12 protein-coding genes are annotated in these 13,684 nt (G+C 66.1%); 3 read left to right on the top strand and 9 right to left on the bottom strand.

Annotated features, from left to right (window positions below; translation table 11 throughout):
- The first annotated feature begins 20 nt into the window (after nucleotides 1-20).
- A complete protein-coding gene (locus DKT77_RS08350; protein WP_109811255.1) occupies nucleotides 21-1,352 on the top strand; it encodes a sigma-54-dependent transcriptional regulator in 1,332 nt (443 codons plus the stop codon).
- Between the two features lie 420 nt (nucleotides 1,353-1,772).
- The gene (locus DKT77_RS08345; protein ID WP_109811254.1) at nucleotides 1,773-4,844 is read left to right on the top strand and encodes an Rne/Rng family ribonuclease; all 3,072 of its coding nucleotides are present in this window, start codon (nucleotides 1,773-1,775) and stop codon (nucleotides 4,842-4,844) included.
- A 24-nt stretch (nucleotides 4,845-4,868) separates the two neighbouring features.
- Here the strand turns inward: DKT77_RS08345 and DKT77_RS08340 are convergent, their stop codons facing one another.
- Nucleotides 4,869-5,099, bottom strand: coding sequence for a sulfurtransferase TusA family protein (locus DKT77_RS08340; RefSeq protein ID WP_109811253.1), 231 nt, complete (start codon nucleotides 5,097-5,099; stop codon nucleotides 4,869-4,871).
- Between the two features lie 92 nt (nucleotides 5,100-5,191).
- Between DKT77_RS08340 and DKT77_RS08335 the strand changes: the two genes are divergently transcribed.
- Nucleotides 5,192-5,941: a cytochrome c biogenesis CcdA family protein gene (locus DKT77_RS08335; RefSeq protein ID WP_109811252.1), complete on the top strand. Its 750-nt coding sequence runs from the start codon at nucleotides 5,192-5,194 to the stop codon at nucleotides 5,939-5,941.
- 54 nt (nucleotides 5,942-5,995) lie between these two features.
- Here the strand turns inward: DKT77_RS08335 and DKT77_RS08330 are convergent, their stop codons facing one another.
- The 8 genes from DKT77_RS08330 to DKT77_RS08295 form a co-directional block, all read right to left on the bottom strand.
- Complete coding sequence (locus DKT77_RS08330) at nucleotides 5,996-7,120, bottom strand: hypothetical protein (protein WP_109811251.1); 1,125 nt, start codon at nucleotides 7,118-7,120, stop codon at nucleotides 5,996-5,998.
- On the bottom strand, nucleotides 7,110-8,225 hold the full coding sequence (locus DKT77_RS08325; RefSeq protein ID WP_109811250.1) for a hypothetical protein: 1,116 nt from the start codon (nucleotides 8,223-8,225) through the stop codon (nucleotides 7,110-7,112). The genes DKT77_RS08330 and DKT77_RS08325 overlap by 11 nt, the downstream gene beginning before the upstream one ends.
- Entirely contained in the window at nucleotides 8,226-8,468 is a 243-nt protein-coding gene (locus DKT77_RS08320) for a ribbon-helix-helix domain-containing protein (RefSeq protein WP_109811249.1), read from the bottom strand.
- Nucleotides 8,465-8,674 carry a DUF4169 family protein gene (locus DKT77_RS08315; protein ID WP_109811248.1) on the bottom strand — a complete coding sequence of 70 codons (210 nt, stop codon included), beginning with the start codon at nucleotides 8,672-8,674 and terminating at the stop codon, nucleotides 8,465-8,467. Before DKT77_RS08315 ends, DKT77_RS08320 begins: the two co-directional genes overlap by 4 nt.
- A 15-nt stretch (nucleotides 8,675-8,689) precedes the next feature.
- A complete protein-coding gene (gene fumC / locus DKT77_RS08310) occupies nucleotides 8,690-10,084 on the bottom strand; it encodes a class II fumarate hydratase (RefSeq protein ID WP_109811247.1) in 1,395 nt (464 codons plus the stop codon).
- Between the two features lie 78 nt (nucleotides 10,085-10,162).
- The gene (locus DKT77_RS08305; RefSeq protein WP_109811246.1) at nucleotides 10,163-10,657 is read right to left on the bottom strand and encodes an SspB family protein; all 495 of its coding nucleotides are present in this window, start codon (nucleotides 10,655-10,657) and stop codon (nucleotides 10,163-10,165) included.
- Nucleotides 10,658-10,733: 76 nt separating this feature from the next.
- Nucleotides 10,734-11,993: a chromate efflux transporter gene (chrA, locus tag DKT77_RS08300; RefSeq protein WP_109811245.1), complete on the bottom strand. Its 1,260-nt coding sequence runs from the start codon at nucleotides 11,991-11,993 to the stop codon at nucleotides 10,734-10,736.
- A 400-nt stretch (nucleotides 11,994-12,393) separates the two neighbouring features.
- On the bottom strand, nucleotides 12,394-13,590 hold the full coding sequence (locus DKT77_RS08295) for an IS256 family transposase (protein WP_109809696.1): 1,197 nt from the start codon (nucleotides 13,588-13,590) through the stop codon (nucleotides 12,394-12,396).
- Nucleotides 13,591-13,684: the final 94 nt, after the last annotated feature.

The following is a 13,684-nucleotide window of genomic DNA, read 5'->3' as shown; positions in this document are numbered from 1 at the left end:
ACAACGAAGGACGAAAGCCGATGAAGGTTGCGATCGTGGACGACGAGTTGGACATGCGGCAGTCGATCAGCCAATGGCTGGTCCTGTCCGGATACGAGACCGAAACCTTCGCCAGCGCGCGCGACGCGCTCAAGGTGGTCGGGCCGGGCTATCCCGGCGTGGTTCTGTCCGACATCCGGATGCCCGAGATCGACGGGATGACCTTCCTCAAGCGGTTGATGCACCACGACAGCGCGCTGCCGGTGGTCCTGATCACCGGACATGGTGATGTGCCGATGGCGGTGGAGGCGATGCGCGTCGGCGCCTTCGACTTTCTGGAAAAGCCGTTCGATCCCGAACAGATGACCGACATCGTGCAGCGGGCCTGCAGCGCCCGAAAGCTGGCGTTGGAAAACCGCGCGCTGCGCAACGAACTGGCCAGCGGCGATGCTGCCGCGACCCGGCTGATCGGCGACAGCCCGGCAATGGTGCGCCTGCGCGAGGACATACTCGATCTGGCACAGGCCGACGCGCCCGTGCTGATCGACGGCGAGACCGGCACCGGCAAGACGCTGGTGGCACGGGCGCTGCACGCAGTGGGGGCCCGCGCGACGCGGCCGCTGGTGCAGGTGTTCTGCGGCGAGCATGACGAGGCCGGGCAGATCGCCCGCATCTTCGGCGGCGGCGAGGGCGGCGAGACCGCGACCCCCGCACTGGTCGAGGCGCGCAACGGCGTTCTGATGCTGGAGGACGTCCAGGCGCTGGCCCCGGCCGCGCAGGCGCGGCTGGTGTCCTGGCTGGACGAGGGGCCGGTGTCGGGCAGCCCGCGGATCATCTCGATCTGCGGCTCGCAGGCCCCTGCCGGGCAGGCGGCGGAGGATCTGCGCGCGGACCTCTATCACCGGTTGTCGGCGCTGCACCTGTCGTTGCCCCCGCTGCGCGAGCGCGGCGACGACATCCTGTTGCTGTTCGGCGAGTTCACGCAGAATTTTTCCGAGGAGTACGGCGCCCCCGCGCCGCATGTCAGCCCGCAGGAGGCCGCGCAGCTTTTACAGGCGCCCTGGCCGGGCAACGTGCGCCAGTTGATGAACGTGGCCGAACGCGCGGTGCTGCAAAGCCGCCGCGGTGGCGGGTCGATCACGTCGCTGCTGATTTCCGACAACGACGCGGTGGCGCTGCCGGTCACGCAGGTCACACAGGAGGGCAAACCGCTGAAGGAGTATGTCGAGGCGTTCGAGAGGATGCTGATCGACAACACGATGCGCCGCCATCAGGGGTCTGTCGCCAAGGTCATGGAAGAGCTTTGTCTGCCGCGCCGCACCCTGAACGAGAAGATGGCGAAATACGGGCTTGTACGCAGCGACTATACCTGAGCGTGTAGTCGCGCGGGGCGGCCCTGCGCGCCGTTAATTCGCAATTGCCATTGTCATTTCACCCTTGGCGGGTTTAATGACGGAACATGGCAGCACGTCTGCCCTGAAGATTTCCCTGCCGTGGGCGGGTCCGGCGACACACGGCCGCCACCTGTCCGGCAGACGAAAGACGCCCCGATGCGGGGCACGACACCCCGGATAGCCGAAAGGCACCGGATCAATCACAGGCACGGCTTCCGTGCCTTAGGATCAGACCGCGATGGAACCCGAACGGACAGTCACCGCAGCAGCACCGGCCCCAAGGCCGCTCTGCATGGCGCGGGCAGACGCCTCCGGTTTCCTCGCCGCAGCAAGACACCCCCAACCCGGCTCCGGACCCGAGAGGCCGCCGCCCCGGTTGCGCAGGTGCAAAGAGACTTCATGGCCAAGAAAATGCTTATCGATGCGACCCATGCGGAAGAAACCCGCGTGGTCGTGGTCGACGGAAACAAGGTCGAGGAATTCGACTTCGAGTCCGAGAACAAACGCCAACTTGCCGGCAACATCTACCTTGCAAAGGTAACACGGGTCGAACCGTCGCTTCAGGCGGCTTTCGTCGATTACGGCGGCAACCGGCACGGATTCCTCGCGTTCAGCGAGATCCATCCCGACTACTACCAGATCCCGGTCGCCGACCGCGAGGCGCTCATGGCCGAGGAACTGGCCTATGACCAGTCGCAGCGGGACGATGACGACGCCGATCCGGCCGAGAAATCCGCCGAGAAATCGGGGGACAAGGCGGGCGGCAAGCCGCGCCGGTCCCGCTCGCGCCGCAGTCGGTCCGATCGTGGCCGTGATGGCGAAGCCCAGACGGACGATCAGGCGGAGGATTCGACGGACGGGCAAGAGGGCGACGCGCCCGGCGTGCCCGCGCAAAGCATCCCCGGCATGGAAATGGTCGATCTGGGCGATGGCGAGGCGGAAGCTGCAACCGCCGAGGTCGAGGACATGAACGATCCCGGCGTCCAGCGCCGCCCGAATGCCGACCTCGCCGAGGTCGCCGCGCAGGAGGATGCTGCGGAGGCCCCGGCCGACGACGCAGGGGCTGCGCAAACCGCGTCCGAAGCGCCCCAGGACGCTCCTGACACGCAATCCGCCAATGCCGAGGACGCACCTGCATCTGACGCCGAAACCGCAGCCGACGACGCGCCGCAGGAAACCCCTGACGACGACGACACGCCCCCGACGACGATGGCCGCGCGCCATGACGGTCCCGATGCAGTGGTCCACGGCGATGTGGATGCGGCCGACGATGAGGACGAACGCCCCCTCGCCGCGTCCGACGAGGACGACGACGAGGATGCTGACGACGCGGATGACGCCGCCGAGGACAGGATGATCGAGTCGGTCGCCGACGACGACACGCCCGAGGATATCCGCCCGCCGCGCAAGCCGCGCCCGCGCCGCTACAAGATCCAGGAGGTCATCAAGGTCCGCCAGATCATGCTGGTGCAGGTGGTCAAGGAAGAACGCGGCAACAAGGGCGCCGCGCTGACGACCTATCTTTCGCTGGCAGGCCGCTATTGCGTGCTGATGCCCAACACGGCGCGCGGCGGCGGGATCAGCCGCAAGATCACCAATGTGCAGGACCGCAAGAAGCTCAAGCAGATCGCGGCAGAGATCGACGTACCGCGTGGTGCGGGGCTGATCGTGCGCACGGCCGGCGCCAAGCGCACCAAGGCCGAGATCAAACGCGACTACGAGTATCTGCAGCGGCTTTGGGAACAGATCCGCGAGCTGACGCTGAAATCGGTCGCGCCCGCCGCGATCTATGCCGAGGGCGACCTGATCAAGCGGTCGATCCGCGATCTCTATAACCGCGACATCGACGAGGTCTTCGTGGAAGGCGAGGCGGGGTATCGCACCGCCAAGGACTTCATGAAGATGATCATGCCGTCCCACGCCAAGAACGTGAAACCCTATGCCGAAACCCAGCCGCTGTTCGCGCGCTACCAGGTGGAAAGCTACCTGTCGGAGATGTTCAATCCGACGGTTCGCCTGAAATCAGGTGGGTACATCGTGATCGGCGTGACCGAGGCGCTTGTCGCGGTGGACGTGAACTCGGGCAAGTCGACCAAGGAAGGCTCCATCGAGGAGACGGCCCTGAAGACCAACCTGGAGGCCGCCGAGGAAGTGGCCCGCCAGATGCGTTTGCGCGACCTTGCCGGGCTGATCGTGATCGACTTCATCGACATGGACGAGCGCAAGAATAACGCCGCCGTCGAGAAGCGCCTGAAAGACAAGCTGAAGACCGACCGCGCACGCATCCAGATGGGCCGCATTTCGGGCTTCGGCCTTCTTGAAATGTCCCGCCAGCGCCTGCGCCCCGGCATGATCGAGGCGACGACGAAACCGTGCCCGCATTGCCACGGCACCGGTCTGGTGCGGTCCGACGACAACCTCGCGTTGTCGATCCTGCGCGAGCTTGAGGAAGAGGGTGTGCGTAACCGGTCGGGCGAAGTGCTGGTCAAGGCGCCCATCGCGATCGCCAACTACCTAATCAACGAGAAGCGCGAACACATCGCGCGGATCGAGATGCGCTATGGCATGGCCGTGCGGGTCGAGGCAGACATGCATCTGATCAGTCCCGACTTCTCTGTAGAGAAGTTCAAGACCGCGACCCGCAAGGTCGAACAGGTCGCGCCTGTGATCTCCATCGACATGTCGCAGATGCCCGAGGAGGATCTCGAGGACATCGAGGCGGATGCCGAGGAAGCACCGGAGGCGCCGGAGGCCGAGGCGCGCAGCGATGCGCGGACCGAAACGCCGAAGGAGCCGCGCGGCGAGGACGACGATGGCAAGCCGAAGAAAAAGCGGCGTCGGCGTCGGCGTCGGCGCGGCGGCAAGGGCGATGAAGGCGGCAGCGATAGCACCGACGATACCGGCAACGACGCAACGGCAGACGGGCAGGCCAACGACCGTTCCGTCGAACCGACAGACGGGCAGGCGAACGGGCAGGACGACTCTTCTGCCGATGTAGGAAGCGGTGCGGATGAAGGCACTGCACCAGCCGACGTGGCGGGAGATGCTGTCGCCGCGGCCCCGGCGGACGATCTACCGGTTATGGATCAGGAACCTTCTGCCACCGTTGAAGCGGCAGCCGATCCCGCCCCCCAGATGGACGCCGACGCGCCTGCCGCGGTGGACGCGGTAATTCATGACGAAAGCACTGCCGCCGAACCCGAGGCCGAGTTTGGCGACCCCGACGCGCCGATCGAAAGCGACCTGCCGGAAAGCGGGGCGGCGGACGCTGCCCCGATCCCTGCCGCCGACGACGAGGGCACCGTGATCGCAGACGCCGACGAAATTCCGACCCCTGAGGCGGAAACGGTTGTGACCGAGCAGCCGGATGACGCATTGGCGGCGCAGGACGGCGGCGTTGAAGACATGGCCCAGGTGCCGGACGCCCCCGCCAAGCCGAAGAAACGCGGCTGGTGGTCGGTGGGCGGCTGACCTGCTGACGGGCCAGACCCGGCGCTATCCTTTGCGGATTACATAGCGCCGGGTCCCGCCACCGCCTTCGGTCTGCGCGACCAGCTCGTGCCCCGCTTCCTGGCAGAAATGGGGCACGTCCACGATCGCGGCGGGATCGTCCGCGACAAGGCACAGCACCTGCCCGCTGTGCAGGCCCTGCAGCCGCTTTCTGGCCCGCAGCACAGGCAGCGGGCACAGCAGCCCAACGGCATCAACTTCAAGGTCTATCTTCATGGCGTGGATATAAAACGCGCCTGTCACGATTGCCACGCGAATGTGACGAAGCGTTTCGTGACCGGGCCCGCGCGCTGGTGTAGGCGTATTCCATGTTTGGAATCGAGATCATAGACGCGGCCCTTCTTCCGGCCATGATCGTTGCGCTGGCCGCCGGAATGCTGTCGTTCCTTTCGCCGTGCGTCCTGCCCATCGTGCCGCCTTACATGGCATACATGAGCGGCATCACCGTCAACGACATGCAAAGCGGAACTGCAGGGCGGCGCGCGTTGCTGCCCGCGCTGTTCTTCGTGCTAGGCCTGTCCACGGTTTTCCTGTTCCTTGGGTTCACGGCCTCGGCCTTCGGTGCATTCTTCCTGCAGAACCAGGTGCTGTTCTCGCGTATCTCGGGCGTGGTGGTGATCGTGTTCGGGTTGCATTTCCTCGGGGTGTACCGCATCGGCTTGCTGGACCGAGAGGCGCGCCTCGATGCCGGGGATCGGGGCGGGTCTGCGCTGGGGGCTTACGTGCTGGGGCTGGCTTTCGCCTTCGGTTGGACGCCGTGCATCGGTCCGCAATTGGGCGCGATTCTCTCCATCGCCGCGTCCGAGGCGTCGATCGCGCGCGGAACCGTACTTCTGGGCATCTATGCGCTGGGGCTGGGCGTGCCCTTCCTGCTGGTGGCGGTATTCATGACCCGCTCGCTGGCCGTCATGAACCGGCTCAAGCGGCACATGGTCACCATCGAACGGGTGATGGGCGGACTGCTGCTGCTGGTCGGTGTCATGCTGCTGACCGGGGCGTTCACGCGCCTGTCGTGGTGGCTTCTGGAACAATTCCCGGCGCTGGCTTTGCTGGGCTAGGCGCGGGGCCGACTGCGCCATCATCGGGCTTCGGGTCGGCGGCAGCGCGGCGGTTCAGTCGCGGGCCGGGAAATACCGGTTCATCACGGCGGCGAGTGCCGGATCGTGTGCAAGCCCGGCGGGCAGGTCGAACCGCTTCGCCTTCCAGCCGGTCGAGGTGCCCTTGCAATGCACGAGGCGGATGTCGCGTTGCTGTGTCAGAAGGTTCTGGAATACTTCGTCCACCCGGTGCACGGCCCAGCCGAAGCTGCGCCCGAAAGCGCCGCGCGGGGCCTGGCACCACTTTTGGTTGCATCTGTCATCCGGCGTGTTGCGAAAACGGTGCGCGCCCTGCCCGACAGGGCCTTGGGTGCCCGGTGCGGGATAGACCCAGCTGCCCTGGATCGTGATCATTCCAAGCGGATGCGCGCTGGCCGCGTCGAACACGCTGGCCCCACTGCTCGAGATTGCGATCTCGTCGATGTCCACGTTCAGCACCGAGCGGGCGCTGGCCAGAGCGTCGCGCCGCGCGATGTTCAGCATCGCGGTCTGGAAGAAGCGGGGGCTGACCTCCAGTTTCTTGCTGTGATCGCTTGGTCCATAGGGATAGGGCGCGGACAGCACCCGCACCCGCGCCAGCCCCGACACCCGCGCCAGACGGTCCGCGATGTCCTGCGGCGTGTAGTCGGTCGATCCGTTGTCGAACAGCACAACGCCTTGCGCGCCATGTGCCGCAGCGTAGTAGCCCGCCCAGTCGGCAATCCAGTCCAGCCGGTTGTTCTTGTTCACGGCGACCAGCGCGTTCAGCCCGGCAAAGCCTTCGGTTTCGGCGTCACGGGCGGCCACCGACCACGTTTCGTCCTGCCACGTCAGCGTCAGCGTGCCGCGCGGGGCGGGCACCTCCACCTGTTCGCAGCGCAGCCAGCGGCGGCGGCGCAGCCTGCGTACCGGCGCGCCACCGATCCGCAGACCGTCCCGGAACGGCTTCCAGAGGTTCAGGAAACGCGGCGCCGTGAACAGGTAGCTGCCCCGTTCTGGAAGATAGACGCAATCGTAGTACAACGTCGTACGGTCATAGCTTTCGAGGTAATGCACGCTGCGCCGGTCCGCCGGGCGGACATGGTCGCGCAGCAGCGTGCCATCGGCGGGCAGGACGTGGCCGCAAAGCGGCAGGGTCCGGGCGTCGGTGTCACTCGTCATGAAGATAGGTGTCCATCATCTCGCGCAGCGCGGGATCGACCCGCACTGTCGCCGGGCTGGCGGCGGCGTGGCCGGTGGCCCAGTTCGGATTGGCCGCGCGGCAATGCACCAGCCGGAAGGCGCGGCTTTCCGGCACCAGCTTGAACGGCTCGCCGCCGACCTGGTGCACGAACCATCCCATTCGGCTGAGAACGCCGCGCGGCGTGGCGCACCATTTGCGGGTCGAAACGGCGGGCGGCACGGCGCGGGCCACATGCGCCTTCTGCGGGACGGGCATAGTGCCGGGCGGGTGCGGAAAAACGAATTCCCCGCCGATATTGACCGTGCCGTGCCATGCAGCGCAGGCGGCGTCGAACACGACGGTGTGGCCCATGGGTTGGATCAATTCGTCGATATCGGCGTTCAGAACGGCCCGCGCGCGACCAAGCGGCCCAAGCCGCGCGTGATTGAGCATCGCCGTCTGCATGAAGTTCGGCTTCACCCGCGCCGCGCCGCCGCCCAGCACCGGACCATAGGGAAACGGGACCGACACGAGGTAAGCGGCGCGCAGTCCGGCCACGGCTGATACCGCATCGGCAAGTGCGGGCATGCCGTAGGCGTCCGATCCGTTATCGTAGAAGACAAGGGTTTCGACATGCTGCGCGCGGACGTGAAAGCGCAGCCAGTCCGTGATCCAGTCCAGCGGGTTGTTGCGGCTCATGGTGACGACCGCATTCGTGCCGGCGAAGGCCGCCGTTGGCGCGCAGCGCGGGACCAGCGATCCGGGGATGCCTGCCACGCTCAGCGGCAAGGGGCCCGACCCGGCCCGGAATGTCACGATCTCACATTTTGGAAAGACCCGGCGGCGCAGGCGCCGCACGGGCTTGCCGTCCAGGCGCAAGCCCCGGCGTAGTAGCGGCCACAGGTTCAGAAGCCGCGGTGCCACAAGGGTAACGGTACCGCATGCAGGATCGTGCAGGGCATCGTAGATCAGTGTGTGGCGGTCGTATTTGGCAAGATAGTCTGCGGTGCGGTCGGCTTCGGGCACGACATGCTCACGCAGCACCGGGGCTGATGCGGGCAACCGCAGCCCCGCCAGCGCATCCAACGTGACGTTGCAGGCCATCTAGTCGTGACCCGAGACGTCGGCGGCCATGCGGTAGTGGTTCAGCACGAACACCCGTATCGCCGAAGCCAGCCCGCAATCCAGTCCGCGCTCCGCGTCGATCTGAGCGGCCAGCGCGTTGACGGCCAGCCCGCGTTCCTGCGCGATGTCGCGAAAGGCGATCCAGAACGGGTCTTCCAGCGACACGCTGGTCTGGTGGCCCTTGAGCGTAAGCGACCGTTTGCGCGGTCTTGCATCGGTCATGGCGCGCCGCCGCCGGGTGCATCGTCGTCCGGCTCCCGGCGGTGCGCGTCGAGATGTCGGCGCGCGGCCCTGGCCTGCGCGTCATCGCGGTCTTTCTCGGCCCGTGTGCGGCCGAATTTCACGGCGTTCTCATCCGCCTGCCGGGCCTTGTCGCGCCGTGCGCGCGCCTTGCGCGCACGGTTCAGATTTATCGGCTGATCGGCCAAGCGCGGGCTCCCGGATCAGGCCTTGGGGCCGATCATCTGCTCGGGGCGGACGACAGCGTCGAACGTCGCCTCGTCCACGAAGCCAAGCGCGATCGCCTCCTGCTTCAGGGTGGTGCCGTTCTTGTGCGCGGTCTTGGCGACCTTGGTGGCGTTGTCGTAGCCGATTGTCGGCGCCAGCGCCGTCACCAGCATCAGCGACTCGCGCATCAATTTCTCGATCCGCACGGTATCGGCTTTCAGACCGACCATCAGGTTGTCGGTGAAGGCCGAGGCTGCGTCGCCCAGAAGTTGCATCGACTGCAGCACGTTGTAGGCCATCATCGGTTTGTAGACGTTCAGTTCGAAATGGCCCTGACTGCCCGCGAAGCCCACGGCGGCGTCGTTCCCCATGACATGCGCGCAGACCTGGGTCAGCGCCTCGCATTGGGTGGGGTTGACCTTGCCGGGCATGATCGAGCTGCCCGGCTCGTTCTCCGGCAGGATCAGCTCGCCGAGCCCGCAGCGCGGGCCGGAGCCCAGAAGCCGGATGTCGTTGGCGATCTTGAACAGCGACGCCGCAACCGTCTTGAGCGACCCCGAGATTTCCACCATCGCGTCATGCGCCGCGAGCGCCTCGAACTTGTTGGGCGCGGTCACGAAGGGCAGGCCCGAGATGTCGGACATGTTCGCCGCGACCATTTCGGCCCAGCCCTGTTTCGTGTTCAGCCCGGTGCCGACGGCTGTGCCGCCCTGCGCCAGTTCGTGGATGTGGCAGAGCGAGGATTTCACCCGCTGGATGCCCATCGCCACCTGATGCGCATAGCCCGAAAACTCCTGCGCCAGCGTTAGGGGGGTTGCATCCTGCGTGTGCGTGCGGCCGATCTTGATGATGCCGTCGAACTCCGCAACCTTCGCCTGCAGCGCGCCGTGCAGCTTTTCCAGCCCCGGCAGCAGCACGTCGCGCGCTGTCATGGCGGTGGCGATGTGCATGGCGGTGGGGAATGTGTCGTTTGACGACTGGCCCATGTTGCAGTGGTCGTTCGGGTGTACCGGGTCCTTGCTGCCGATGGTTCCGCCGAGGATCTCGATCGCGCGGTTCGCGATCACCTCGTTGGCGTTCATGTTGGACTGCGTGCCCGATCCGGTCTGCCAGACCACAAGCGGGAAATTGTCGTCGAACTTGCCGGCCACCACTTCGGAAGCGGCCTGAACGATGGCCTTGCCGCGATTCTCGTCGAGATTTCCGAGCGTCATGTTGGCCTGCGCGCAGGCCTGCTTGATCACCCCGAGCGCGCGCACGATCGCGACGGGCTGGCGTTCCCAGCCGATCGGAAAGTTCATCAGGCTGCGCTGGGTCTGTGCGCCCCAGTACTTGTCTGCCGGAACTTCGAGCGGGCCGAAGCTGTCCGTTTCTGTGCGGGTGGCGGTCATGTGAACTGTCCTCTCAGCCATTCTTTGCCCGTTGTTTAGGGCGTGTGGGCAGCGGGGGCAATTGCGCGAAGGCCGCAGTTATTTGCGGAACTTGTCGAGGCTGACGATCTCGGCGTCCTTCTTGGGTGCGTCCGTGTCGTGTGGCACGTCCTCGGCCATCGGCGCGCCAGAAGTGTCGTCGTCGGCGAAGCCGTCGTCGTCCTCGTCGTCCTCGTCGCTGTGCTGCGTCTCGAAGCGAAGGCCGAACTCGACGGACGGATCAACGAAGGTGCGGATCGCGTCATAGGGGATGTACATCGGTTCGGCACGGTCGCCGAAGTTCAGCGTGATCGCGAAGCCCTCGTCGGTGACGGTCAGGTTCTCGAACCAGTGCTGGATGACGATGGTCATTTCCTCGGGATAGCGGTCGGAAAGCCAGTCGGCCAGTTGCACATCCGGATGCAACGTGTCGAAGGTGATGAAGAAGTGGTGATCTCCGGGCAGACCGTTGGCCGCCACCTCCTCCAGTACGTTCTGGATCAGGGTCCGCATCGCGCGGTGCATCAGGTTTCCGTAGTCGATACTGCGTGACATGCGCGGCCCCTCTCTTTGTTCCAGTCCTAGCGGATGCGGCGCGGGAATGAAAAGGGGCTTTGGCGGAACGCGCCTGTCAAACAGTCGCCAGCCCGGTCAGCGCGCCGGAGACCGCTGCCAGCGCCAGCACTGCCGGCAGCGGCCAGCGGCGCCACATCAGCGCGAGCGCGGCAGCGACGCACAGAAGCGCCGCGCGTGCGTCGAACCCCTCCAACGCGGGGCGGATCATCGTCACCGGACCGATCGTAGCGGTGCCGACCGTGTTGAAGAACACATGCGCCGCGAACCACACCGAAAGGTTGAGGATCACGCCGACGACGGCGGCGGTTATTGCGGAAAGCGCGCCGGAAAGTCGCGGCCTCCCGGCGATCCAGTCGACATAAGGCGCGCCCAAGAAGATCCACAGGAAGCACGGAACGAAGGTCACCCACAGCACCAGCGCTCCGGCGGCCAGAGCAAGGCCCGCGCCGCCCTGCGCCGCGCCCGCGAGCATTCCGACGAACTGCGTAACGAGGATCAGCGGGCCAGGCGTGGTTTCGGCCAGCCCAAGCGCGTCGATCATCTGTTCGGTGTCGATCCATCCCTTTTCGCTGACCACGGTCTGCGTCATGTAGGCCAGCACGGCGTAGGCCCCGCCGAAGGTCACCACCGCCAGCTTGGCGAAAAACAGCGCGAGGTCGGTCAGGAACTGCGGCCCGGCCGCCCAGAGTGCGGCAATCGGCGCCAGCCACAGCCCGCCCCAGACGGCCAGCGTGCGCGCGAGGCGCGCAGCGGGCAGGGGCGGGGGCGGGACGTCGGAGGGTTGGGCCGACCAGGCGCCATAGATCCCGGCTGCAAGAATGATCAATGGAAACGGAAGGTCCAGCGCGAAGATCCCGGCGAAAGACAGCCCAGCGAGCATCCACCGCGACGGCGTCTTCAACGCCTTGCGCCCCAGCCGCCACAGTGCCTGCAGCACGATAACGACAACGGTCGCCTTCACGCCGACAAAAGCCGCCTCGACCAGCGGCAGTTCGCCATACGCGCCATAAAGCAGGGCCAGCGCGGCAATGACCAGCGCACCTGGCACCACGAAAAGAAGCCCGCCGATCAACCCGCCCGCGACGCCGCGCAGCCGCCATCCCGCGTAGGTCGCCAGTTGCATCGCCTCGGGCCCGGGCAGCAGCATGCAGAAGGACAAGGCGCGCAGGAATTGTTCCTCGGTGAGCCAGGTCCGACCCTCGACCAGTTCGCGGTGCATCAGCGCGATCTGCGCCGCCGGTCCGCCGAAAGACAGCAGCCCGATGCGCCCGAAGACGCGCACGAGGTCGGCAAGGGACGGCGGGGCCGTGGTCATGCCACGGGATAGAACACGCGCGCCCGGAACCGGCAAGCAGCGGTGCACAGGTGTCACAGGAGTTTCACGCGCGACGCCGGACAGAATGACAGTGCAGGGGAAGGAAGTGCAGGCTTCTGCCGAAGTCGTGCATTTATCCTATGATTCAAGAGCATGCGTTTTACAGCGACAGCCGGACAGAAGTCGAACAGGGGCAGAACGAACCAAATCACTGTAAAACGGATACTTTGCCCGTCCCGCACGCACATGCGAACGCTTTGTCGGACGCGATCGGGCCCACGGCATATCACGCGACTGTTCCTCTTTACGGTGGACCAAGACCTGAGCTGATCGGTGGTGCAATCGGTAGTGCCCCGCGGCGTGGTGTAAGAGGGCCGGCCTTCGGAGAGGCTCGAGTTGGTCAGGTCGCCACGGCGGGCAGTCTGACGTTGTGAGTATCGGTGATGCGGGCCAGCGACTCCAGCCCCATGTAACGGCGCGCGACGGCCCACTCGTCGTTGGTTTCGATCATCAGCGCGCCGACCAGACGGATGATGGCCGCGTCGTTCGGAAAGATCCCGACGACATTGGAACGGCGCTTGATCTCCTTGTTGACGCGCTCAAGCGGGTTGGTCGAGCTGATCTGCGCCCAGTGCTCCCTGGGGAAGTCCATGTAGGCGAGCACGTCGTCGCGGGAGGCGTCCATCATGGCGCCGAGCCGGTCATTCTTCTCACGGAGGGCGTCGGCGATGGCGTCCCACTGGGTCTCCGCCTCGGCCTTGGTCTCCTGGGCGAAGATCGTCTTGAGCATTGCGGCCACGGCGGTGCGGCTCTTGGCCGGGGCATGGGCGAGCGCGTTTCTGAGCCAGTGCACGCGACACCGTTGGTGGGTCGCATCGAACACTCGGCGGGCTGCGGCCCTGAGCCCCTTGTGATCGTCGGCCACGACGAGCTTCACGCCGCGCAGGCCGCGATCGGCGAGAGAGCGCAGGAAGCCAGTCCAGAACGTCTCCGCCTCGGAGGGGCCGGTGGCGACGCCGAGCACCTCGCGTCGGCCGTCCCCGTTGACCGCCACCGCGATTATTACGGCACGGCTGATGATCCGGCCGTTCTCGCGCACCCGGATGTAGGTTGCATCGAGCCAGAGATAGGGCCAGGCGCCCTCGAGAGGCCGGGTGAGGAATGCCAGCACGCGCTCGTCGATCTCGGCGCAGAGCCGACTCACCTGGCTCTTAGACACGCCACTCCCGCCCATGGCACGCACCAGATCGTCCACGGCGCGCGTCGAGACGCCGTGCACATAGGCTTCCTGGATGACGGCCACGAGGGCCTTCTCCGCCGTCCTGCGCGGTTCGAGAAAGCTCGGGAAGTAGCTGCCCTTGCGCAGCTTCGGGATCGCCAGGTCGATCCGGCCGGCGCGGGTCTCCCAGCCTCTCTCGCGGTATCCATTGCGCTGCGTGGTGCGCGCCGGTGTGCGCGTTCCTTTTGGCGCGCCCGTCGCAGCCTCGACCTCCATCTCCATCAGCCGCTCGGCGGCATAGGCGAGCATGTCGCGGACGAGATCCTCGTCGGCGGACTTCTCCACCAGCTCCATCAGGGTCATTCTATCGTCGGTCATCGTCGTCTCCGGTTCGGTTCCAGGTTTCGCAACCCGAACCTTCTCCGAAGACCGGCGATGGCCGCCAGCGTCACCGCCGGCCGCGCGCTGCGCT

The organism is Meridianimarinicoccus roseus, assembly GCF_003172915.1.
Classification (GTDB): Bacteria; Pseudomonadota; Alphaproteobacteria; order Rhodobacterales; family Rhodobacteraceae; genus Meridianimarinicoccus; species Meridianimarinicoccus roseus.
This window is presented reverse-complemented; position numbering and strand designations above follow the sequence as displayed.